We start from the raw sequence: 19,666 nt of genomic DNA on the forward strand, positions 1-19,666 counted from the left end.
ATTACGGAACAACAATCAGCGGGCCGCTGGCCGCACCCGTTGCCCGCCACTGCGGCACATACATAGACTCGACCATCGGAACCGGCACCTGGTAGGTTCCCGGCGTCACGGCGCGCGCCAGATAAACCAGCGTGACCGGCTGACCTTCATTTACCGGCACGGCGGCCACAAAGCGGTCGTCGCGGAATTCCATATGCTGAATGTCCGCCTGCTGCATCTGGCTGAGAAGGTTCTGCACCTCACTGCCGCTGTCCTGCAGGCTGGCGCTGCTGCTTGCCAGGTTCTGGTTTTCCAGCTCCAGCCCCGCAGGCAGGAGATCTACCACCAGCGCGTCCGGCACGTTCTGGCTGGCTTTAACTTCCAGCCACACCAGCACCAGCTCGCCGCTCTTCAGCGAAGAGAGTGATTTCGTACTGCCGTCGGTTGCCAGGATATGACGTTCGACCTGCAACACGTTCGCGCTCGGCTGAGGAGCATAGTCAGGATAACCGGTGCTATCAAGGCGTACCCACAGCGGTGAAGTGCCGGTATTGGTGACCTGCAGCGCGCCAAGCTGGTCGCCGCTCACGTTTTGTACCTGCGCTTTATCGCCACCTGATGCGGAATCTGACAGGGAGGTTTTCGCCTGCCATGCACCGGACAGAGTTTGCAGCGAACGTCCGGCCAGGAACAGCGCGTTGCTCTCCTGAGTGGACAACCAGCGCTGGCTGAAGGCCTGTTCAGAAAGAGCATTCAGCAGCGTATTTTGCGCATCCGGCAGAAGTTTGTACTCCTCCAGCAGGGAGAGCATCAGCGCGTTATCGCGAAGCTGGCTACCGTAATCGGCCATCCAGGTTTTGCTGTCGTTGCGCGGCGTTTTGAGCGCCAGATCCAGCGCCTGCTGGCTGCGCGGGGCATCGCCCATCAGCCTGAGCGCCATGCCCAGCTGCATCAGCGGCAGACCGGACGCCGCCTGAGCGTGACGATCCCAGATTTCACGCAGCGCGCCCAGCGGCGCTTTTTGCTGACGAGCCAGCACCAGGGCGGCATAGGCCTGAACGGCAAATTTACTGGCCTGAGTATCGTCGCTGTAGCGGATGGACATCATGCCCGGGTCCTGCAGATAGCGCAGCAACCGGCTATTGGCGTTATTCACCGCATCGGCAGGCACGCTATAGCCCTGCTCGCCCGCCCGCACCAGGAAGTCGGTCACATAAGCCGTCAGCCAGTACTCTTCCGGACCGTTTTTATCCCACAGCGCGAACCCGCCGTCTTCACGCTGCATCTGCAGCAGACGGGAAATACCGATATCAATGGCGGCACGGCGTTTATCGTCCGTATCACCTTTAATGCCAAGCGCCGTCAGCTGCGCCGCGTTGGTGTAGAGCGACGGGAACAGGCCGCTGGTGGTCTGCTCCAGGCAGCCATACGGATAGGCCTGCAGTTCGCGAATATAGCGCGCCAGGTTGAGCGGTGGTTTGCCGCTCAGCAGCAGTTGTCCCTGCAGGGTGGCAGGAGAGAAACCGTTACTGTGCTGCGCCGGTGCGGTCCAGGATTCGCCAGGGTTGAGCATGGCACCGGTATTCACCGTCTGTGCCGGGAATGCCGGACGCACGCCGATTTTCCAGCTCTTCTGCTGTGGTGCAAAGGTCTCGCCCGGAAGCTGCAGGCCGGTAACCTGTGCTGTTACCTCTCCGTCACCATACCCCTCCAGCGCACGCACCGGAATAAACAGGGTGGTCCGCGCCCCCGGAGGCAGCTGCACCGGCTGCGGCTGTCCACCTTCCAGCGACAGTTTGCCTGTCGCGGTCAGGGCAACGTTCAGCGTTTGCGGCTGGTCGGTCAGGTTGGTGAGATCCAGCGTCAGGCGTGAGGTGTCTCCACTTGCCAGGAAGCGCGGCGTGTTGAGCTCGGTAATAACCGGTGCGGCCACCACAACCTTGCTTTCGCTGCTGCCGAAATCGTCTTCCGTCCAGGCCTGCGCCATCAGACGCAGTTCGCCGTTGAAATCACCAATCGGCAGCGTAATCGTGCCTTCCCCGTTGGCATCCAGCGTAACCGGCTGTGCCTGCTGGGCAATGATGGTGACGTGGTTCACCGGCGGTTTGCCGCCGCGCTTCAGTTCATCCCCATCGCCACCGAAGCGCAGCGAGGCCAGACGGCCCTGCCCTTCAATGACCTGGCCGTATATATCGTAGATATCCGCGCCGTAACGCTTCTGGCCAAAGAAAGCCTGCCACGGATCCGGCGTGACGTAATCGGTAATGTTCAGCACGCCGCTGTCCACCGCCGAGACCAGCACGTTCACCTTCTGCGGCACGGCCCCCTCTTTCACGCTGGCTTTCACCTTCACCGAGAGCGTCTGGTTTGGACGCATTTTCTGCGGGTTATCGAGCGCAATATTCAGGCGGCGATTTTCATCGCCCATCGGCAGATGCAGCAGACCGACCGCACGTTTCGGCGTGGCGGATTTGGATTTATCTCCGGGACGCACCACCAGCGTGCTGAGGTAAAGATCGTGACGTTTCCAGGCTTTATCCACCGGAATGGAGAGATCGAGACCGTTTGCCGGCACGTCGATCTCTTTCCACCACAGCGGCCCTTCGCTGGATTCGATCATCGCATAGCCCTTGCCTGCGGCCGGCGCGGCGATGTGCAATTGGATGGTGTCGCCCGGCTGATAGGCTGGCTTATCCAGTTTCAGCGTCACACGGTCAGGGCGCGCGGCCCCAGTGCCGTCGCTGTTATCCTGCCAGCTGTAGCCTGCCCAGAAGCGCACGCTGCTGACCATTTCATCAGGCGCTTTGACTTCCAGACGATAAGAGCCCCACTCTACCGGGAAGGTAACTTTACCCGTTTCATCGGCCTTAAGCGTCAGCTCCTGCTCGCCTTCGACGAGGTCTTTCTGATCGAACTGAGACTGCCAGCCTTCGCTCTCAGACCAGTTCCAGAAGTAGTCCCGACGCTCGCGAATCAGACTAACCTGTAATCCGGAAACGGCCTTTTTCGCGCCGCTGGCATCGGCATACACGATGTCGAAGCTGGCGTTGCCGTTCTCATCAACAATCGGCTGGTTGACGGTCGTATCGGTGCGGTAGTCGTAAACCGCCTTGCTGGCGAACTGAGGGCGAATACCCGGCAGCTCAGCCGCCGGCCAGATAGCCTGCTCAGCGCGACGCGTCACCGGACGACCACCTGATTCCAGCAGGCTGGCCTGCAGGATCAGCTGCAGCGGAGAGTGCACGTCTTTCCACTGGCTTTCGGTAGAAACCTGCCCACGCCCCTGCTCGTCCAGCGTAAGCTGAACTTCATCCAGGCTGCGGCTCAGGTTCTCTTCGGCGATATCACCAAACTGGAAGCCCGGCAGCGCGGCCACCGCGTCACGCAGCGGACGCAGGAAGAGCTGGCCCTGCAGAGAGTTACCGTTGGCCGGTGCGCCATACAGGTAATAGCCGACCACGTTAAAGTCGACGTTATCCTGCGGTGAAACCGGCGTTTTTTGTCCGCTCAGGTTGAGCGCCATGCGCTCTGGCATGAAGTCTTCGACGTGGAAGTCCCACAGGCGCTGCAGGTTATCGCCCGTGTTGGCGCGGATATGCCACATGCCGGTCTGCGCCCCGCTGTCCAGCGGGTAGTTGAATCGGTAGAGACCGTTTTCAGGCTGAACAACGATCGAGCGAGCCACCTGACCATCAGGGCGCAGCACGTCAAGCTTCACGGGCTGATCGGGAAGCGGCTTACCGTCACTGTCGCGCAGCAGGCCGTTGAGGATCACCGTTTCGCCCGGGCGATAGAGATCGCGTGGGCCAAACATGAAGAACTGCTTGCTGTAGCCCGGACTCCCGGCGATATCAAACTCCGCCAGGTCGAGGGCCGGTAGCTTGAGGTCAAGCAGCGTGGTCTGGCCGTCTTTACTGGCCAGAATCAGGGCAGCCTCTTTGTCGGTCTCAAGCTTTGCGTGGCCATCGCCGTCGCTGTTCGCTTCGGCAAGGGTCTGCCCTTTGTCATTCAACAGGGTAACGGTAACCCCTGACTGCGCCGCACCGTTCTCCAGACTCTGGGTGAAGATGTCCAGGCGATTATGATAACGGTGAGCGGACAGGCCAATATCGCTTAAGGTAAAGAGCGTTGCGGCGTTGCTGTAGTTATAGTGCCCGGCCTGGTTCATGACCGCGATGTAAACCCCAGACTGCTGGAGTGGTTTAATATCCTTCAGGGGCAACAGCAATTTTTCGCGCGTGTTGCGCGCCGGATTAAGATCGAAGCGACCGGTGTAAACCAGCTCCGCCATCTTTAGCAGGTTGTCGGATTCCCAGTTGGTGAGGGAGTTGCGGTATTCCCACTGGCTGACAAAAGAGGCCAGCGATTCCGGCTTCACGCGGTAGAAATTGACGTCCACGTTGTTGACGTTAAGCGCCATTACCGGCAACCCTTCCACCACCTTGCCCGGCAGCAGCGAGCCGCGGCTGGCAAACCCGACGGTAGGCTCGACGTCCCGGGTGGTGAGAGCTTTTTCATAATCAATGCCGAACGTCGCCTTGTTCAGCGCCTGCAGGCCCCGTTCAACGGTGACGACCAGGTTGCGGTTGGGCTCCAGATGACGCAGGCGAAGCTCTTTCAGGTTAGGCGCAAGTTCCCACGCCCCGTCAACTTTGCCGCTTTTTTTGTCCACGACATGCACGGTTTTCGCGAAATCCTGATCGGGATTCAGCGGAACCGAGAATGTCAGCACCAGCGTGGCGGCACCGTCGAGCTGAACTTCAGAGGCATCCAGCAGGGTCAGCGCTTTTCCCTGACTCTGGGCGGCTAGCTTAGCCAGCGTTTCAGCATTTGGCTTTTCCGCGGCTTTTGGTGTGGATGCAGTGGATGCCGCGGGAGCCGCAGCCTGAGGTTTATCGTCGCTGTTATCACAGCCGACAAGCGTAAACGTGGTAAGCAGCGCAAGAGAGAGCGCGGCTAAGCGAAACGGTTTCATCCTTTGTCCCTGGCCCAGAGGGGGCCTGTTGGTCGTCGTCCGGATAAGTATTATCCGCAAGTTTCATTAATTCAAAAAGTCCAATTTTAGAATCTGGAAAGCGCCTCGCAGAATGGCATCACGCCGCTACGCCGTGATGGAACCGCGATCACAGCGCATAACGTCACATGTTACCTTTCACGTCATTTGTTTTTAAAACAAGAGGATAGATGGATAAACACATCTAAAGACTGCTAGTTTTATGACCATGACGCACCCCGAGTGCGCGGTTCAAAAAGAGAGAAAGCCATGAAACGAGCCGTGAACGCCCTACAAAATTTCGGAAAATCATTGTACGGACCGGTGCTTATCTTACCGATCGTCGGTCTGTTTATCGCCTTTGGTAACGTGCTGGGTAACGGTAATCTCGCCGAGTACCTGCCGTTTCTCGGTCATCCGCTGATTCAGCATCTTGGTCAGTTGATCGCAAAATCTGCCGTGTCGGTGCTGGTTAACCTGGCGCTGGTGTTTGCCGTCGGTATTCCGATTGGCCTGGCGACGCGCGATAAAGGCTATGCCGCGCTGATTGGCCTGGTCACCTTTGTCGTATTCATCAACGCCATGAACGTCACGCTGCAGCTGCAGGGCGCGCTGGCGCCAGCGGCGCAGATGAAAGCGGCCGGACAGACGATGGTACTGGGCGTGCAGGTGCTGGAGATGGGGGTCTTTGCCGGGATACTGACCGGAGCGCTTTCCGGCTATCTGTACAACAAATACTCCGGCGTACAGTTTAACGGCGCGATGGCGATTTACTCCGGCCACTGTTTTGTCGCCATCGTCATGCTCCCCGTCTCCATGCTGCTCGGCGTGGTGATGAGCGAACTGTGGCCCTTTGCCCAGCACGGCATTAGCGCCCTGGCGCTGGCCATCAAAGGCTCCGGGCCGTTTGGCGTGGCCATCTACGGTTTCCTGGAACGCATTCTGGTCCCCACCGGCCTGCACCATCTGGTTTATACGCCGTTCCTCTATACCGAGCTGGGCGGCACGCAGGAGGTATGCGGCGCAACCTATCAGGGCGCGCGCAATATCTACTTTGCCGAGATGGCCTGCCCGGACGTGAAGCAACTCAGCAGCACCGTGGTGTGGGACGCACGCGGCATCAGCAAAATGTTTGGCCTGCCTGCCGCGGCGCTGGCGATGTATATGACCGCCAGGCCAGAGCGTAAAGCGGCGGCGAAAGCGATTCTGATCCCGGCGGCGCTGACTTCGCTGCTGGTCGGCGTGACCGAGCCGATTGAGTTCTCCTTCCTGTTTGTCGCCCCGCTGCTGTTCATGGTGCACGCGGTGCTGACCGGCATCGGCATGATGCTGTTCTCGCTGCTGGGCGTTCACGCCATCGGCGCCAACGGGATTATCGACTTCATCCTTTACAACCTGCCGCTCGGCACGGCCAAGTCCAACTGGCCGATGTACATCGTTGTCGGGCTGATCATGTTCGCCCTCTACTTTGTGGTGTTCCGCTTCCTGATCCTGCGCTTCAACATGAAAACGCCGGGCCGTGAAGATGAGGACCAGGAGACGCGCCTCTACAGCAAGCAGGAGTACCAGGCGAAGGGCAATAACGACGGTCTGGGCGAGTCCATCGTGGTGGGGCTGGGCGGTCGGGAAAACATTGAAGTGGTGGACAACTGCTACACCCGCTTGCGCGTCACGGTAAAGGACGTCGCCATTATCGACGAGCCGCGCCTGAAGGCGACTGGCGCGAAAGGGATTATCAAACAAGGTAACAACGTTCAGGTGGTCTACGGGCTGCATGTCAAAAAAATGCGAGAAGCCGTTGAGACGTTTCTCTGAAAGGAGCTAAAGATGTTAACACCCCCATTCATTCTGTCGATTGCCGGCGGCGGCAGCACCTACACGCCGGGCATTGTGAAAAGCCTGATGGTGCGCCTGCAGGATTTCCCGCTGGCCGAAATTCGCCTTTACGATATCGACGAAGCGCGTCAGAACACCATTGCGCCGGTCGTCGAGAAGGTCATTCGCGACCACAGTCAGCGCATCACATTTACCGTCACCAGCGACCCGGAAGTGGCCTTTAGCGGCGCGCATTTTGTCTTCGCCCAGATGCGCGTCGGCCAGTACAAAATGCGTGAGCAGGATGAGAAGATCCCGCTGCGTCACGGCGTGGTGGGCCAGGAAACCTGCGGCCCTGGCGGGCTGGCTTACGGCCTGCGCACGATCCTGCCGATGGTGGAGCTTATCGATCTGGTCGATCGCTACGCGCACGAGAAAGCCTGGATCGTGAACTACTCCAACCCGGCGGCGATCGTCGCGGAAGGCGTGCGCCGCCTGCGCCCGAACGCGAGGGTGCTGAACATCTGCGATATGCCGGTTGCCGCGATGCGCAATATGGGCGCCATTCTGGGCGTGGATCGTCATAAACTGGAAGTGGACTACTTCGGCCTGAACCACTTCGGCTGGTTTACCCGCGTGCTGGTGGACGGCGAAGACAAGCTCCCGGCGCTGCGTAAGCATATCGCGAAGTTTGGCCTGCTGACGGAAGATGCGGCTAAAACCGACCCGCAGCACTCGGATCCGTCGTGGGTGAAAACCTGGCGCAATATCAAGCCGATCATGGACAACTTCCCCGAGTATCTGCCGAACCCGTATCTGCAGTATTACCTGATGCCGAACCAGATTGTGGCGCATCAGAACCCGGACTATACCCGCGCCAACGAAGTGATGAACGGGCGCGAGAAAAAGCTGTTCGCCGCCGCCGAAGAATATCAACGCACCGGAATTTTACCGGATGCCTTCCACGTGGGCGTCCACGGTGAATTTATCGTTGACGTCGCCTGTTCGCTGGCGTTCAACCTGCGAAGCCGCCATCTGGTGATGGTGGAAAACCGCGGGGCGATTACCAACCTGCCGTACGATGCGGTGGTGGAAGTTCCCGCTTATATCACCGCCGAAGGCCCGGAACCGATTCGCGTCGGCCAGGTGCCGCTGTTCCATCAGACCCTTTTGCAACAGCAGCTCGCGTCTGAACAGCTGCTGGTGGAGGCGACTATCGAAGGGAGCTATGAAAAAGCGTTGCAGGCATTTACCCTGAACCGCACCGTGCCGACCATGGAACATGCAAAAGCGATTCTGGATGAGATGATTGAGGCCAACCGCGACTACTGGCCAGCGCTGCAAAAAGCCTGGCAGGACGGCGAACCGGTGAAAAAATAGGGGCTTGCTCGCGAGTTGAACGTGGTTTGCTTGTCGGTGTCAGAAAAAACACCGACAATCCTTTTTTACGGAAAAGAATGGAGGCAACCCATGTCCACCTCATATTTTGTCGCCGCCGACTGGCTGATTGAGCACGGCGACGATCCGGAAGTGCAGATTATCGACGCGCGTATGGCCCCTCCGGGACAAGAGCATCGTGACGTGCCCGGTGAATACCGCGCAGGGCATCTGCCTGGCGCGGTATTTTTTGATATTGAAGCCCTCTCCGATCACACCTCTCCCCTGCCGCACATGCTGCCGCGCCCGGAAGCGTTTTCCGTGGCGATGCGCGAGCTGGGCATCAGCAAAGACAAACACCTCGTTGTCTATGATGAAGGTAACCTCTTCTCGGCGCCGCGCGCGTGGTGGATGCTGAAAAACTTCGGCGTGGAAAAAGTCTCGATTCTTGCCGGCGGGCTGGCGGGCTGGAAGCGCGACGAGCTGCCGCTTCAGCAGGGTGACGTCACGCTGCCGGAAGGCGAATTCGATGCGACCTTTGACGCCCACGTGGTAAAACGCCTGACCGACGTGCTGGTCGTGAGCCATGAAAAAACGGCGCAAATCGTCGATGCCCGTCCTGCGCCGCGCTTTAATGCCGAAGCGGATGAACCGCGTCCGGGGCTGAAGCGTGGACATATTCCGGGCGCGCTGAACGTGCCGTGGGGCGACCTGGTGTTTGAGGGCGAGCTGAAAACCACCGACGAGCTGCGCGCTATTTTTGAACGTCAGGGCGTGGATTTGCATCGTCCGATTATCGCCAGCTGCGGTTCCGGCGTAACGGCCTGCGTGGTCATTCTGGCGCTCGCCACGCTCGGCGTAAGCGACGTCACGCTCTACGACGGCGCCTGGAGCGAATGGGGCGCGCGTGACGACCTGCCGGTTGAACCCGCGAAATAATGGATAACCGCCTGGCCACGCTGTTAACGCGCGGGGCGTCATTGACCCGCGCGGAGTATCGCGTCCTCGCCCACCTCACGGAGCATCCGCTGCTGGTGGGCAACATCACGGTTCGCGAGCTGGCGCAGGCGACGTTCGTTTCTACCGCCACCATCATGCGGCTGTGTCAGAAGCTGGGGTTCAGCGGCTTTAGCGAGTTTATCTGGCACTGCAAGCAGCTGCTCTCCGACACGCCGCATATTGCCGCTCAGGCGCAGTCGCGCCCTGAACTCCCGGTGTTGTTTAACCAGTTTATCGCCAACTATCAGCACACCTTTCAGTGGGTTACCCAGGACAAACGCCAGCAGTTTTCCGACCTGCTGCGCCAGAAAGAGAGCTTCTTTCTCTACGGGGCCGGGTTTTCTTATCTGTTTGCGGAGTACCTGACCAAGAAGCTACAGGTAATGGGCAAAACGGCGTTTATCTCCGGACCGGGCGACAGCCGGAACATTTTTCTCAGCAATGCCGCCCGCTATCAGGTGTTTATTGCCGTCTCGCGCAGTGGCGAAACGGAGCAGGTGCTGGATAAAGCGCGGATAGCCAAAAACGTCGGCATGACGATCGTCGCGTTTACCCGCGCCTCGGCCAACACGCTGGCGGAGATGGCCGACGTGCACTTTGCGCTCTATGACGAAGCGGTGCACTTTGCCGCCGAAGCCGCAGGGGTGACGTCGTTTGAGTCGAATCTGGTGCTGCTGATGGATTTACTGCTGCTGGAAGCAACGGGGTGATATTCACCCCGCTGTCATCAGATAATGCGGTTGGTCTTGAGATCGCGCAGGAAGCCGCCCCAGCGACGCTCGTAGAACGGCGTAATGTGCTCGGTAATAAAGTGGCTGATGCCCTTCTCACCGTTTTTCACCTGGCAGATATCAATTGGTTCATCGCCCGGTAGCGTGTCGGTCGCCACGCTGCCCGCTGCCTGAACGATCTCGTCGAAATCGCCATCGGCTTCAATACCGATCAACAGCACCGGCTTTTCGTCCGCGCGCTCTTTAATGGAGCAGAGAAAGGCGCGCCTGACGGGCTTGAGCGTTTTGAACAGCGTCGTCAGGGAATCAATCATCTGCGCGGGCGGCTCGGCCACTTCAGAAAGCAGCAGCGTTTCGCCCCCTTCCAGCACTTCCTGCGTGCTGAGCGGGTTGCCCTCTTCGCCAATCAGGTGGCTGATTTCACGCGGCGTAAACTCTTTCCCGGTCGGCAGCTTCGCGTTCAGGAACAGCGTCTGGCCGAGCGTCATTTCAAACAGGGTACGCACCGGCATCACCACGAACGCCTGTTCATCTTCTACCGCTTTCTGCAGCGCGTCCAGCGAGGTGAAGAACGGGATCACCGACGTGCCGTCGTCTTTCTCCCAGTGCAGCAGATCCAGCGCGCTGTCTTCTACGACCTGTTCACCTTCAGCCGCAGTGCCCGGCACCCAGACGGTGGATTCCAGCAGCGTGCGGAAAAAGGCCGGACGGTGGGCGGGCTCGGTCGCCGCCTGCTCCAGCAGGGTTTCTAATTCGTTTTTGGTTTCTGACATAGTTTGGCTACTTCAAAAAACGCCGGGTGGCGCTTCGCTTATCCGGCCTACAAAACCGTAGGCCCGTGCAAGCGCAGCGCCGCCGGGCAATATGATGACGCCGAAGGCGCGCGTAAGCGTAGCGCCACCCGGCAAAAAAGATTACTCAGCCGTCAGCAGGTTCGCCACGGTACGCACGCCCAGACCGGTCGCGCCCGCGGACCACTGTTCTACCGCCGCTTTACGGTAGGTTGCAGAGCAGTCAATGTGCAGCCAGCCCTCGTGGTAGTTCTCAACAAAGTGAGACAGGAACCCTGCTGCGGTGCTTGCCCCCGCCGGGTACGCCGCGCTGGCGGTGTTGTTCAGCTCGGCAAAGTTGGACGGCAGCTGGCTGCGGTGGAACTCGGCCAGCGGCAGACGCCAGAACGGTTCGTTTTCCGCCGCGGCGCTGGCCAGCAGGCGTGCGGCCAGCTTGTCGTCAAAGCTGAACAGCGCGTGGTAGTCGTTACCCAGCGCGGTTTTCGCCGCACCGGTCAGAGTCGCCATGTCGATGATCAGCTCAGGCTTCTGGGCAGATGCGTCGATCAGGCCATCGGCCAGCACCAGACGGCCTTCGGCGTCAGTGTTCATCACCTCAACGTTTTTGCCGTTACGGTAGCGAATGATGTCGCCCAGCTTGAAGGCGTTGCCGCTCACCATGTTGTCCGCGCAGCACAGGTACAGCTTCACGCGCTTTTTCAGACCGCGGGTGATGGCAAAGGCCAGCGCGCCGGTGATGGTGGCCGCGCCGCCCATGTCGGACTTCATGGAGTCCATGAACGCGCTCTGCTTCAGGCTGTAGCCGCCGGTGTCGAAGGTGATGCCTTTCCCGACCAGGCAGGCAAAGACAGGGGCGTCTTTATCGCCGGTTGGGTTGTAGTCCAGCGCCAGCAGCACCGGAGGACGCTCGGAGCCGCGGCCCACGGTGTGGATACCCATGTAGTTCTGCTCGCGCAGGTCTTCACCCTTGGTGATGCGGTAGGACATCTTGTCGCCCGCCACGCCGCACAGCAGGTCAACGGCGCGCTGCGCCAGCTGCTCAGGGCCTAACTCTTCCGCCGGGGCGTTGATGGTGTCGCGCACCCAGTCGATAATGTTCAGGCGGCTTTCCAGCTCTTTCTGACCGGCTTCGTCGAGGTTCGCCCACTCAATTTTGCGGGTGCCTTTCGGCCCTTTGTAGCCTGCCCAGAACGCCCAGCTGCGGTCGGTGTCCCACCCTTCGCCTTCCAGCGAGACATGCTTAATGCCCAGACCGTCAATTTTACGCGCGGCGCGCTGGATCAGGCCCAAATCATCATTGCCCGTCAGGTGCAGGGTAATACCGTCGTTATTAATGCTGTAGGTGGCTTTCTCGCCCCAGCGCGCGTCGGCAGGCTGATTCGAGAGCGTAATCTTCATCGCTTCGGTCATTTTATTTTTCCTTATTAGCAACTAGCAAACGGGCCGCCTGAAGGCAGCCCGTTTTGTTATTTATTCTGCTTCATCTAACCAGACTAACAGAATCGCCTCCAGAATTTTTTCATTGGATGCGTTTGGATCGTCGTCGAAATCCTCTAAATCGCAGATCCACTGATGCATATCGGTGAATCGTACGGTCTTCGGATCGAGATCCGGGTTCGCGTCGTAGAGCGCTTCGCCGATTTCACGGCTGTCTGTCCACTTCAGTCCCATATTAATGCTCGCGTGCGTGGTTGATGGTGTAGCGTGGGAACTCCACGACCAGATCTTCATCGGTCACCGCTGCCTGGCAGCTTAAGCGGCTGTCCGGCTCCAGACCCCATGCTTTATCCAGCATGTCGTCTTCGTCTTCGGTGCTCTCGGCAAGAGAGTCAAAACCTTCACGCACGATGCAGTGGCAGGTGGTGCAGGCACAGGATTTTTCACAGGCGTGTTCCACTTCGATACCTGCACGCAGGGCAACATCGAGAATGGTTTCACCGGTCTTCGCTTCCAGAACAGCGCCATCCGGACAGAGGTCCGCATGAGGCAAAATTACAATCTTTGGCATATTAAACCTCGTCCACGGACTGGCCTTTCAGCGCGACGCGGACAGATTTGTCCATGCGGCGAGCAGCGAAGTCCTGGGTTTGTTTATCAACGTTTTTAATGGCTTCTTCTATTGCGTCAGCGTCATCGCCTACTGCGACAGCGCTTAAGCGCGCGGCAGCGTCGTCAATCACCTGGCGCTCAGCGGCGCTTAACAGCGCGGCATCGGCAGCGAGCGCGCCGTTCAGGCTCTCCAGCACGCGGGCGGCTTCAACTTTTTGTTCAGCCAGCATACGCGCCTTCACATCCTGCTCGGCGTAGCTCATTGAGTCCTGAATCATGGAGGCGATTTCGCCATCGGTCAGGCCGTAGGACGGCTTCACCTGAATAGACGACTCGACACCGGTCGATTTTTCCATCGCCGTGACGCTCAGCAGGCCGTCGGCATCCACCTGGAAGGTGACGCGAATATGCGCCCCGCCCGCCGGCAGCGCCGGGATTCCGCGCAGCGCAAAGCGCGCCAGAGAACGGCAGTCCTGCACCAGCTCGCGTTCGCCCTGCATCACGTGGATGGACATCGCGGTCTGGCCGTCTTTAAAGGTGGTGAACTCCTGCGCGCGCGCCACCGGAATGGTGGTGTTCCGCGGGATCACTTTCTCCACCAGGCCGCCCATGGTTTCTAAACCGAGAGACAGCGGGATGACATCCAGCAGCAGCATTTCGCTGTCCGGCTTGTTGCCAACCAGAATATCGGCCTGAATCGCGGCGCCGACGGCAACCACTTTGTCCGGGTCGATGGAGGTCAGCGGCGTGCGGCCAAAGAATTCGCCCACGCGCTCGCGCACCAGCGGCACGCGGGTCGAACCGCCCACCATGACCACTTCCAGCACCTCGTTCGCCTCAACGCCGGCATCTTTCAATGCGCGACGGCAGGCCAGTAAGGTGCGTTTCACCAGCGGGGCAATCAGATCGCTGAACTGGTCGCGGGTGATGTCACCCTGCCAGCCCGCAACATTGACGGTAACCGTCTGCGCATCGCTCAGGGCGATTTTAGCGTCGATGGCCGCATCCAGCAGTTCACGCTGTATGCGGGCATCGCTGCGATCGCTGATGCCCGCCTGCTCGCGGATGTAGTCCGCCAGCAGATGGTCGAAGTCATCGCCGCCCAGCGCGGAATCCCCGCCGGTCGCCAGCACTTCAAATACCCCGCGGCTCAGGCGCAGGATGGAGATATCAAACGTCCCGCCGCCGAGATCGTAAACCGCGATCACCCCTTCCTGACCGGAATCGAGGCCGTAGGCAATCGCCGCCGCCGTCGGTTCGTTCAGCAGACGCAGCACGTGCAGGCCCGCCAGACGCGCGGCGTCTTTGGTGCCCTGACGCTGTGCATCATCAAAGTAGGCAGGAACGGTGATCACCACGCCGTCCAGATCGCCGCCGAGCGTGACCGTAGCACGCTCCGCCAGCGCTTTGAGGATGTCAGCAGAAACACGAATCGGGTTCAGCAGACCGGCCGCGGTCGCAATCATCGGCAGGCCGTTTTCACTGGCCTGCAGCTGATACGGCAGATGCGGGTAGCGGGTCTGAATATCGGCCAGCGAGCGGCCCATCATGCGCTTGACGGAGCTGATGGTGTTTGCCGGATCGCGCGCGGCGTTAGCGCGGGCGTCATAGCCGACCGCGTGACCCTGCTGCTGGTAGTGGACCACGGAAGGCAGCAGATGGCGGCCCTGCTCGTCAGCCAGCGTTTCCGCCTGGCCGCTGCGCACGGTCGCCACGAGGGAATTGGTGGTACCCAGATCAATACCCACCGCCAGACGACGCTGGTGCGGTGCGGCACTTAAGCCAGGCTCACTAATTTGTAATAAGGCCATAATTGCTTCCGAAATTAAAAATCGAGCAGCTTTTCTTCGAGTTGTTCAGCACTGCTTCGCAGTTTATCGAGAAAACGGAGTTTGCGCACAGTGTCTGCCGCCACGTCCCAGGTCTCGTTGTTCAGTTGCTCCACCATCTGCTGATGGCGGGTATCGAACATGCCCTTCACGCGCGTGATGAAGCTTTCCAGACGCGCTTCGTCTTTGGCCTGTTCAATCTCATCCAGTTCTTCGCGCAGCTCCAGCTGCTCCATCAGAAACGCCGTGTCGCGGACGGTATGCTGTTCGCTCGCCAGATCAAAACCGTGGAGCGAGAGCAGATACTCAGCGCGCGCCAGCGGATGGCGCAGCGTCTGCCAGGCCTGGTTGATGGTCGCGGATTGCGACACCGCAGCCAGCTGCTCTGCCTGAGTACCGCTCGCGAATTTGTCCGGATGGTACTGACGCTGCAGATCCTGAAAACGGATCGTCAGCGCCTGGAGATCGATCGGGTATTGAGCGGGTAGTCCGAAGAGAGTGAAGTAATCCATAACAATCTCAGGGGTAGCCTGTTAAAACAAACCCCACGCGTAGCGGGTAACGCCACGGTGGGGTTTCGGATGACGCGCGGTTAAACGTGGAAGCTTTCGCCGCAACCACACTCGTCTTTGACGTTCGGGTTCGTAAATTTGAACCCTTCGTTCAGGCCTTCTTTGACGAAGTCCAGCTGAGTGCCGTTGAGGAATTGCAGGCTTTTGCCATCGACCACCACCTTCACGCCCTTGTCTTCAAACACGATGTCGTCAGACGCCGGCTCGTCAACAAACTCCAGTACGTAAGCCATACCAGAACAGCCGGAGGTACGTACGCCCAGTCGCAGGCCAAAGCCTTTACCACGGTTCGCCAGAAAAGAGCTTACTCGCGCGGCAGCGCTGTCGCTAAGGGTAATCGACATACTCAAACCTCAATTATTTTGCTTCACGTTTGCTTTTGTAATCCGCAATGGCGGCTTTGATCGCGTCTTCTGCCAGAATTGAGCAGTGAATTTTCACCGGTGGCAGTTCGAGTTCTTCAGCAATATCCGTGTTCTTGATTGCCTGTGCTTCGTCCAGAGACTTGCCCTTCACCCATTCGGTGACGAGGGAGCTGGACGCGATAGCAGAACCGCAGCCGTAGGTCTTGAAGCGCGCGTCTTCAATGATACCTTCATTGTTGACTTTAATCTGCAACTTCATCACGTCGCCACACGCTGGCGCACCGACCATGCCGCTACCAACAGATTCGTCGCTGTTGTCAAAAGAGCCAACGTTGCGCGGGTTTTCGTAATGATCGATGACTTTTTCGCTGTATGCCATGATTGAATTCTCCTTATGTACCGATTAGTGATGTGACCATTCAATGCTGTTCAGATCCACGCCCTGTTTGAACATTTCCCACAGTGGAGAAAGGTCGCGCAGACGGCCAATGGAGTTGCGAACCAGCTTGATGGTGTAGTCAATCTCTTCTTCGGTAGTGAAACGACCTAAAGAGAAACGGATAGAGCTGTGTGCCAGCTCGTCAGTCATACCCAGCGCGCGCAGCACGTAGGATGGCTCAAGGCTTGCAGACGTACAGGCAGAACCGGAAGAAACCGCCAGGTCTTTCAGCGCCATGATCAACGACTCGCCTTCAACATAGTTGAAGCTGACGTTGAGGATGTTCGGTGCGCCCTGCTCGAGATCGCCGTTCAGATACACTTCTTCCATATCTTTCACGCCGTCCCACAGACGGTTACGCAGCGTGCGCAGGCGTGCCATCTCGGTTTCCATCTCTTCTTTTGCAATGCGGTAGGCTTCGCCCATGCCCACGATCTGGTGAACAGGCAGCGTACCGGAACGCATGCCGCGCTCGTGACCACCGCCGTGCATCTGTGCTTCGATGCGGATACGCGGTTTACGACGAACGTACAGCGCGCCGATGCCTTTCGGGCCATAGATTTTGTGGCCGGAGAAGGACATCAGGTCAACTTTCAGCTGGCTCAGGTCGATAGGCAGTTTGCCCACGCTCTGGGTCGCGTCCACGTGGTAGATGATACCGCGCGCGCGGCACATTTCGCCGATGGTCGCGATGTCTTGTACCACGCCGATTTCGTTGTTGACGTGCATGATGGAGACCAGAATGGTGTCATCACGCATGGCCGCTTCGAGCTCTTTCAGATCGATAATGCCGTTGCTCTGTGGCGCCAGATAGGTGACTTCGTACCCTTCACGCTCCAGCTGGCGGCAGGTGTCCAGCACGGCTTTGTGTTCGGTTTTGCTGGTGATAATGTGCTTGCCTTTTTTCTGATAAAAGTTGGCTGCACCTTTAATCGCCAGGTTGTCGGATTCGGTCGCACCGGAGGTGAAAACAATCTCACGCGGGTCGGCACCCACCAGGTCAGCAATCTGATTACGGGCGATATCAACCGCCTCTTCAGCATGCCAGCCAAAACGGTGTGAACGGGAAGCTGGGTTACCAAAGTTTCCGTCCAGGGTCAGACACTGCATCATTTTCTCGGCAACACGCGGGTCCACCGGCGTGGTTGCGGAGTAATCGAGATAAATCGGTAATTTCATTGCTCTTTAAACTCCGTACATCGCTTCAATGCAAGGAATCAGGCAACCGGCTGGATGTACGACCGAGTACACGGGGCGAGTCTACGCCCCGGCCTGATTCTGAAATACTTATCGTTTTATTACGCGCGTAATTTGACGTCGATAGCGTCCTGCGCGCGGGTGCTGCGTTGGGAATCATGGCTGTGCTGACGGCCCGAAACATCCAGAACTTCCTGGTTATTCACCAGCTCACCGAGGGTGATGTTGTTCAGGAAGCCGGTCAGACGGTCGCTCAGATCGCGCCACAGCGCGTGGGTCAGGCATTTATCGCCGCCCTGGCAGCCGCCTTTACCCTGGCAACGGGTCGCGTCAACGGATTCGTCAACGGCGCTGATCACTTCGCCAACTGCAATACTGCCCGCGTCTTTACCCAGCAGATAACCGCCGCCTGGGCCACGAACGCTGGAAACCAGTCCATTTTTACGCAGTCTGGAGAACAGCTGTTCCAGATAAGAGAGGGAGATCCCCTGTCGTTCAGAAATATCAGCCAACGGAACCGGGCCCGCTTCGGAGTTGAGCGCAACGTCCAGCATCGCGGTCACGGCATAACGCCCTTTAGATGTCAGTCTCATGTCTTACTTAACCTCAAACTCGCCCCTGCCCGGGGTTTTTTATTGTAAAATGGGGTATTGCATAGCAGGGCCAAGTCTGACATTCCTGACTAAAATGGTCAACTATTTACTTGACTGTTTTAGTCAGGTATTTAACCTTCTGTGCCGTTTTTTGTCGGGTGGCGCTTCGCTTACCCGACCTGCGGTTTTGTAGGCCGGGTAAGCGGAGCGCCACCCGGCGAACAGGCGACACTACTCTTTATTTTTCTGCTCAATCGACGCCAGGATCCCGCGCAGGATGTTCAGCTCCTGGCTTTCCGGACGCGCGCGGGTGAACAGACGGCGCAGCTTGTTCATCACCTGACCCGGGTGGCCTTCGCGGATAAAGCCGGTCGAGAGCAGCGTCTGCTCCAGGTGACCGTAGAAACGCTCAAGGTCGTCCACCAGCGGGTAAGCCGTCTCTTCTTTAGGCTCAACCTCTTTTTCCTGCGTTGCCAGCCACGCCATACGCACTTCATAGGCGATAACCTGCACCGCCATCGCCAGGTTCAGCGAGCTGTACTCCGGGTTTGCCGCAATCGCCACGTGATAATGACACTTCTGCAGCTCGTCGTTGGTCAGGCCAACGCGCTCGCGGCCGAACACCAGCGCAACCGGTGCTTGTTCAGCCTCAGAGACACTTTTCAGGCCGCATTCACGCGGATCGAGCATTGGCCACGGCAGCGTGCGCGAACGGGCGCTGGTACCGACAACGAGGCTGCAGCCGGCCAGCGCTTCGTCAAGGGTATCGACGATCTGGGCGTTGCCGATCACGTCGCTGGCTCCGGCCGCCAGGGCGATGGCCTGCGAGTCTGGCTTCACCAGCGGGTTAACCAGCCACAGGTTCGTTAAGCCCATGGTTTTCATAGCGCGGGCAACGGAGCCCATGTTGCCGGTGTGCGATGTTTCGACCAGCACGATTCGAATGTTTTGCAGCATAATTTTTAATGTCTGGATTCAGTGTCTGAAGAATATTCGGGCATATTATCATAAACGGGAGACATAATCCGATCCCGCTGCTATACTCTGCGCCGATTTTCCTGTTCTTTAACATCCAGTGAGAGAGACCGATGCATCCGATGCTGACCATCGCCGTGCGCGCAGCGCGCAAGGCGGGTAATGTAATTGCCAAACACTACGAAACGCCAGACTCCGTAGAAACCAGCCAGAAAGGCAGCAATGATTTCGTGACGAACGTCGATAAAGCCGCAGAAGCGATTATTATCGAAACGATCCGCAAATCTTACCCACAGCACACCATCATCACCGAAGAAAGCGGTGAACATGAAGGTACCGATCAGGATGTTCAATGGGTTATCGATCCACTGGATGGCACCACCAACTTCGTCAAACGCCTGCCACACTTCTCTGTGTCTATCGCCGTACGCATTAAAGGCCGTACTGAAGTCGCCGTTGTGTACGATCCAATGCGTAACGAACTGTTCACCGCGACCCGCGGTCAGGGCGCGCAGCTGAACGGCTACCGTCTGCGCTGCAGCAACGCACGCGATCTGGACGGCACCATCCTGGCGACCGGTTTCCCGTTCAAGGCGAAACAGCACGCGACCACCTATATGAATATCCTCGGCAAACTGTTCACCGAATGCGCGGACTTCCGTCGCACCGGTTCTGCTGCGCTGGATCTGGCCTACGTTGCCACCGGCCGCGTTGACGGTTACTTCGAACTCTCACTGAAGCCATGGGATTTTGCAGCGGGCGAGCTGATCGCGCGTGAAGCAGGCGCCATTGTGTGTGACTTCACCGGCGGCCATAACTATATGTCTACCGGCAACATTGTTGCGGGTAACCCACGCGTTGTTAAAGCCATGCTGGCCAACATGCGTGATGAACTGAGCGATGCGCTGAAGCGTTAATCCAGTTTGTTAAGCCCGGTGGCGCTACGCTTACCGGGCCTACAA

Annotated in this window: 17 protein-coding genes; 5 read left to right on the forward strand and 12 right to left on the reverse strand. The window is 58.5% G+C overall.

The features are described 5' to 3' along the window. Window position 1: 1 nt before the first annotated feature. A complete protein-coding gene (locus C6A40_RS11345; protein ID WP_045335335.1) occupies window positions 2–4,954 on the reverse strand; it encodes an alpha-2-macroglobulin family protein in 4,953 nt (1,650 codons plus the stop codon). Between the two features lie 288 nt (window positions 4,955–5,242). On the opposite strand from C6A40_RS11345, the gene C6A40_RS11350 reads away from it, so the two are divergent. The 4 genes from C6A40_RS11350 (at window position 5,243) to C6A40_RS11365 (ending at window position 9,873) form a co-directional block, all read left to right on the forward strand. Beyond that, entirely contained in the window at window positions 5,243–6,787 is a 1,545-nt protein-coding gene (locus tag C6A40_RS11350; protein ID WP_045335336.1) for a PTS transporter subunit EIIC, read from the forward strand. Between the two features lie 12 nt (window positions 6,788–6,799). Continuing rightward, the gene (locus C6A40_RS11355; RefSeq protein WP_008502148.1) at window positions 6,800–8,167 is read left to right on the forward strand and encodes a 6-phospho-alpha-glucosidase; all 1,368 of its coding nucleotides are present in this window, start codon (window positions 6,800–6,802) and stop codon (window positions 8,165–8,167) included. Between the two features lie 90 nt (window positions 8,168–8,257). Then, the gene (sseA, locus tag C6A40_RS11360) at window positions 8,258–9,103 is read left to right on the forward strand and encodes a 3-mercaptopyruvate sulfurtransferase (protein ID WP_021241863.1); all 846 of its coding nucleotides are present in this window, start codon (window positions 8,258–8,260) and stop codon (window positions 9,101–9,103) included. Next, on the forward strand, window positions 9,103–9,873 hold the full coding sequence (locus C6A40_RS11365) for a MurR/RpiR family transcriptional regulator (RefSeq protein WP_021241864.1): 771 nt from the start codon (window positions 9,103–9,105) through the stop codon (window positions 9,871–9,873). The genes sseA and C6A40_RS11365 overlap by 1 nt, the downstream gene beginning before the upstream one ends. A 17-nt stretch (window positions 9,874–9,890) precedes the next feature. Here C6A40_RS11365 and sseB read toward each other — a convergent pair whose 3' ends face one another. The 11 genes from sseB to trmJ form a co-directional block, all read right to left on the reverse strand. Then, window positions 9,891–10,667 (reverse strand): enhanced serine sensitivity protein SseB, encoded by a 777-nt coding sequence (sseB, locus tag C6A40_RS11370; protein WP_023325875.1) that lies wholly within the window; start codon window positions 10,665–10,667, stop codon window positions 9,891–9,893. A 141-nt stretch (window positions 10,668–10,808) separates the two neighbouring features. Next, window positions 10,809–12,095: an aminopeptidase PepB gene (gene pepB, locus C6A40_RS11375; RefSeq protein ID WP_032663032.1), complete on the reverse strand. Its 1,287-nt coding sequence runs from the start codon at window positions 12,093–12,095 to the stop codon at window positions 10,809–10,811. 60 nt (window positions 12,096–12,155) lie between these two features. Beyond that, the gene (gene iscX, locus C6A40_RS11380) at window positions 12,156–12,356 is read right to left on the reverse strand and encodes a Fe-S cluster assembly protein IscX (RefSeq protein ID WP_003860650.1); all 201 of its coding nucleotides are present in this window, start codon (window positions 12,354–12,356) and stop codon (window positions 12,156–12,158) included. A 1-nt stretch (window position 12,357) separates the two neighbouring features. Further along, entirely contained in the window at window positions 12,358–12,693 is a 336-nt protein-coding gene (gene fdx / locus C6A40_RS11385) for an ISC system 2Fe-2S type ferredoxin (RefSeq protein WP_003860652.1), read from the reverse strand. Window position 12,694: 1 nt separating this feature from the next. After that, window positions 12,695–14,545, reverse strand: a complete 1,851-nt coding sequence (hscA, locus tag C6A40_RS11390; RefSeq protein ID WP_045335337.1) for a Fe-S protein assembly chaperone HscA — start codon at window positions 14,543–14,545, stop codon at window positions 12,695–12,697. Window positions 14,546–14,559: 14 nt separating this feature from the next. Next, complete coding sequence (hscB, locus tag C6A40_RS11395; protein ID WP_008502155.1) at window positions 14,560–15,075, reverse strand: co-chaperone HscB; 516 nt, start codon at window positions 15,073–15,075, stop codon at window positions 14,560–14,562. A gap of 80 nt (window positions 15,076–15,155) precedes the next feature. Beyond that, window positions 15,156–15,479: an iron-sulfur cluster assembly protein IscA gene (iscA, locus tag C6A40_RS11400; RefSeq protein ID WP_008502156.1), complete on the reverse strand. Its 324-nt coding sequence runs from the start codon at window positions 15,477–15,479 to the stop codon at window positions 15,156–15,158. 13 nt (window positions 15,480–15,492) lie between these two features. Next, window positions 15,493–15,879 (reverse strand): Fe-S cluster assembly scaffold IscU, encoded by a 387-nt coding sequence (gene iscU, locus C6A40_RS11405; RefSeq protein WP_003860661.1) that lies wholly within the window; start codon window positions 15,877–15,879, stop codon window positions 15,493–15,495. 24 nt (window positions 15,880–15,903) lie between these two features. Beyond that, window positions 15,904–17,118, reverse strand: coding sequence for a cysteine desulfurase (gene iscS, locus C6A40_RS11410; RefSeq protein ID WP_008502157.1), 1,215 nt, complete (start codon window positions 17,116–17,118; stop codon window positions 15,904–15,906). A gap of 119 nt (window positions 17,119–17,237) precedes the next feature. Beyond that, window positions 17,238–17,729, reverse strand: coding sequence for a Fe-S cluster assembly transcriptional regulator IscR (iscR, locus tag C6A40_RS11415; protein WP_008502158.1), 492 nt, complete (start codon window positions 17,727–17,729; stop codon window positions 17,238–17,240). A gap of 231 nt (window positions 17,730–17,960) precedes the next feature. Next, a complete protein-coding gene (trmJ, locus tag C6A40_RS11420; protein ID WP_008502159.1) occupies window positions 17,961–18,686 on the reverse strand; it encodes a tRNA (cytosine(32)/uridine(32)-2'-O)-methyltransferase TrmJ in 726 nt (241 codons plus the stop codon). A gap of 131 nt (window positions 18,687–18,817) precedes the next feature. Between trmJ and suhB the strand changes: the two genes are divergently transcribed. After that, window positions 18,818–19,621 carry an inositol-1-monophosphatase gene (suhB, locus tag C6A40_RS11425; protein ID WP_003860668.1) on the forward strand — a complete coding sequence of 268 codons (804 nt, stop codon included), beginning with the start codon at window positions 18,818–18,820 and terminating at the stop codon, window positions 19,619–19,621. The last annotated feature ends 45 nt before the right edge of the window (window positions 19,622–19,666 follow it).

The organism is Enterobacter sp. GER_MD16_1505_Eko_090 (genome assembly GCF_003331015.1).
Lineage (GTDB): Bacteria > Pseudomonadota > Gammaproteobacteria > Enterobacterales > Enterobacteriaceae > Enterobacter > Enterobacter roggenkampii.

Coding starts and splice junctions, on each gene's coding strand:
- fdx (WP_003860652.1), bottom strand. CDS start 12,693: ATGCCAAAGATTGTAATTTTGCCTCATGCGGACCTCTGTCCGGATGGC.
- iscX (WP_003860650.1), bottom strand. CDS start 12,356: ATGGGACTGAAGTGGACAGACAGCCGTGAAATCGGCGAAGCGCTCTAC.
- trmJ (WP_008502159.1), bottom strand. CDS start 18,686: ATGCTGCAAAACATTCGAATCGTGCTGGTCGAAACATCGCACACCGGC.
- C6A40_RS11345 (WP_045335335.1), bottom strand. CDS start 4,954: ATGAAACCGTTTCGCTTAGCCGCGCTCTCTCTTGCGCTGCTTACCACG.
- C6A40_RS11350 (WP_045335336.1), top strand. CDS start 5,243: ATGAAACGAGCCGTGAACGCCCTACAAAATTTCGGAAAATCATTGTAC.
- C6A40_RS11365 (WP_021241864.1), top strand. CDS start 9,103: ATGGATAACCGCCTGGCCACGCTGTTAACGCGCGGGGCGTCATTGACC.
- sseA (WP_021241863.1), top strand. CDS start 8,258: ATGTCCACCTCATATTTTGTCGCCGCCGACTGGCTGATTGAGCACGGC.
- suhB (WP_003860668.1), top strand. CDS start 18,818: ATGCATCCGATGCTGACCATCGCCGTGCGCGCAGCGCGCAAGGCGGGT.
- hscA (WP_045335337.1), bottom strand. CDS start 14,545: ATGGCCTTATTACAAATTAGTGAGCCTGGCTTAAGTGCCGCACCGCAC.
- iscR (WP_008502158.1), bottom strand. CDS start 17,729: ATGAGACTGACATCTAAAGGGCGTTATGCCGTGACCGCGATGCTGGAC.
- sseB (WP_023325875.1), bottom strand. CDS start 10,667: ATGTCAGAAACCAAAAACGAATTAGAAACCCTGCTGGAGCAGGCGGCG.
- C6A40_RS11355 (WP_008502148.1), top strand. CDS start 6,800: ATGTTAACACCCCCATTCATTCTGTCGATTGCCGGCGGCGGCAGCACC.
- hscB (WP_008502155.1), bottom strand. CDS start 15,075: ATGGATTACTTCACTCTCTTCGGACTACCCGCTCAATACCCGATCGAT.
- iscU (WP_003860661.1), bottom strand. CDS start 15,879: ATGGCATACAGCGAAAAAGTCATCGATCATTACGAAAACCCGCGCAAC.
- iscS (WP_008502157.1), bottom strand. CDS start 17,118: ATGAAATTACCGATTTATCTCGATTACTCCGCAACCACGCCGGTGGAC.
- iscA (WP_008502156.1), bottom strand. CDS start 15,479: ATGTCGATTACCCTTAGCGACAGCGCTGCCGCGCGAGTAAGCTCTTTT.
- pepB (WP_032663032.1), bottom strand. CDS start 12,095: ATGACCGAAGCGATGAAGATTACGCTCTCGAATCAGCCTGCCGACGCG.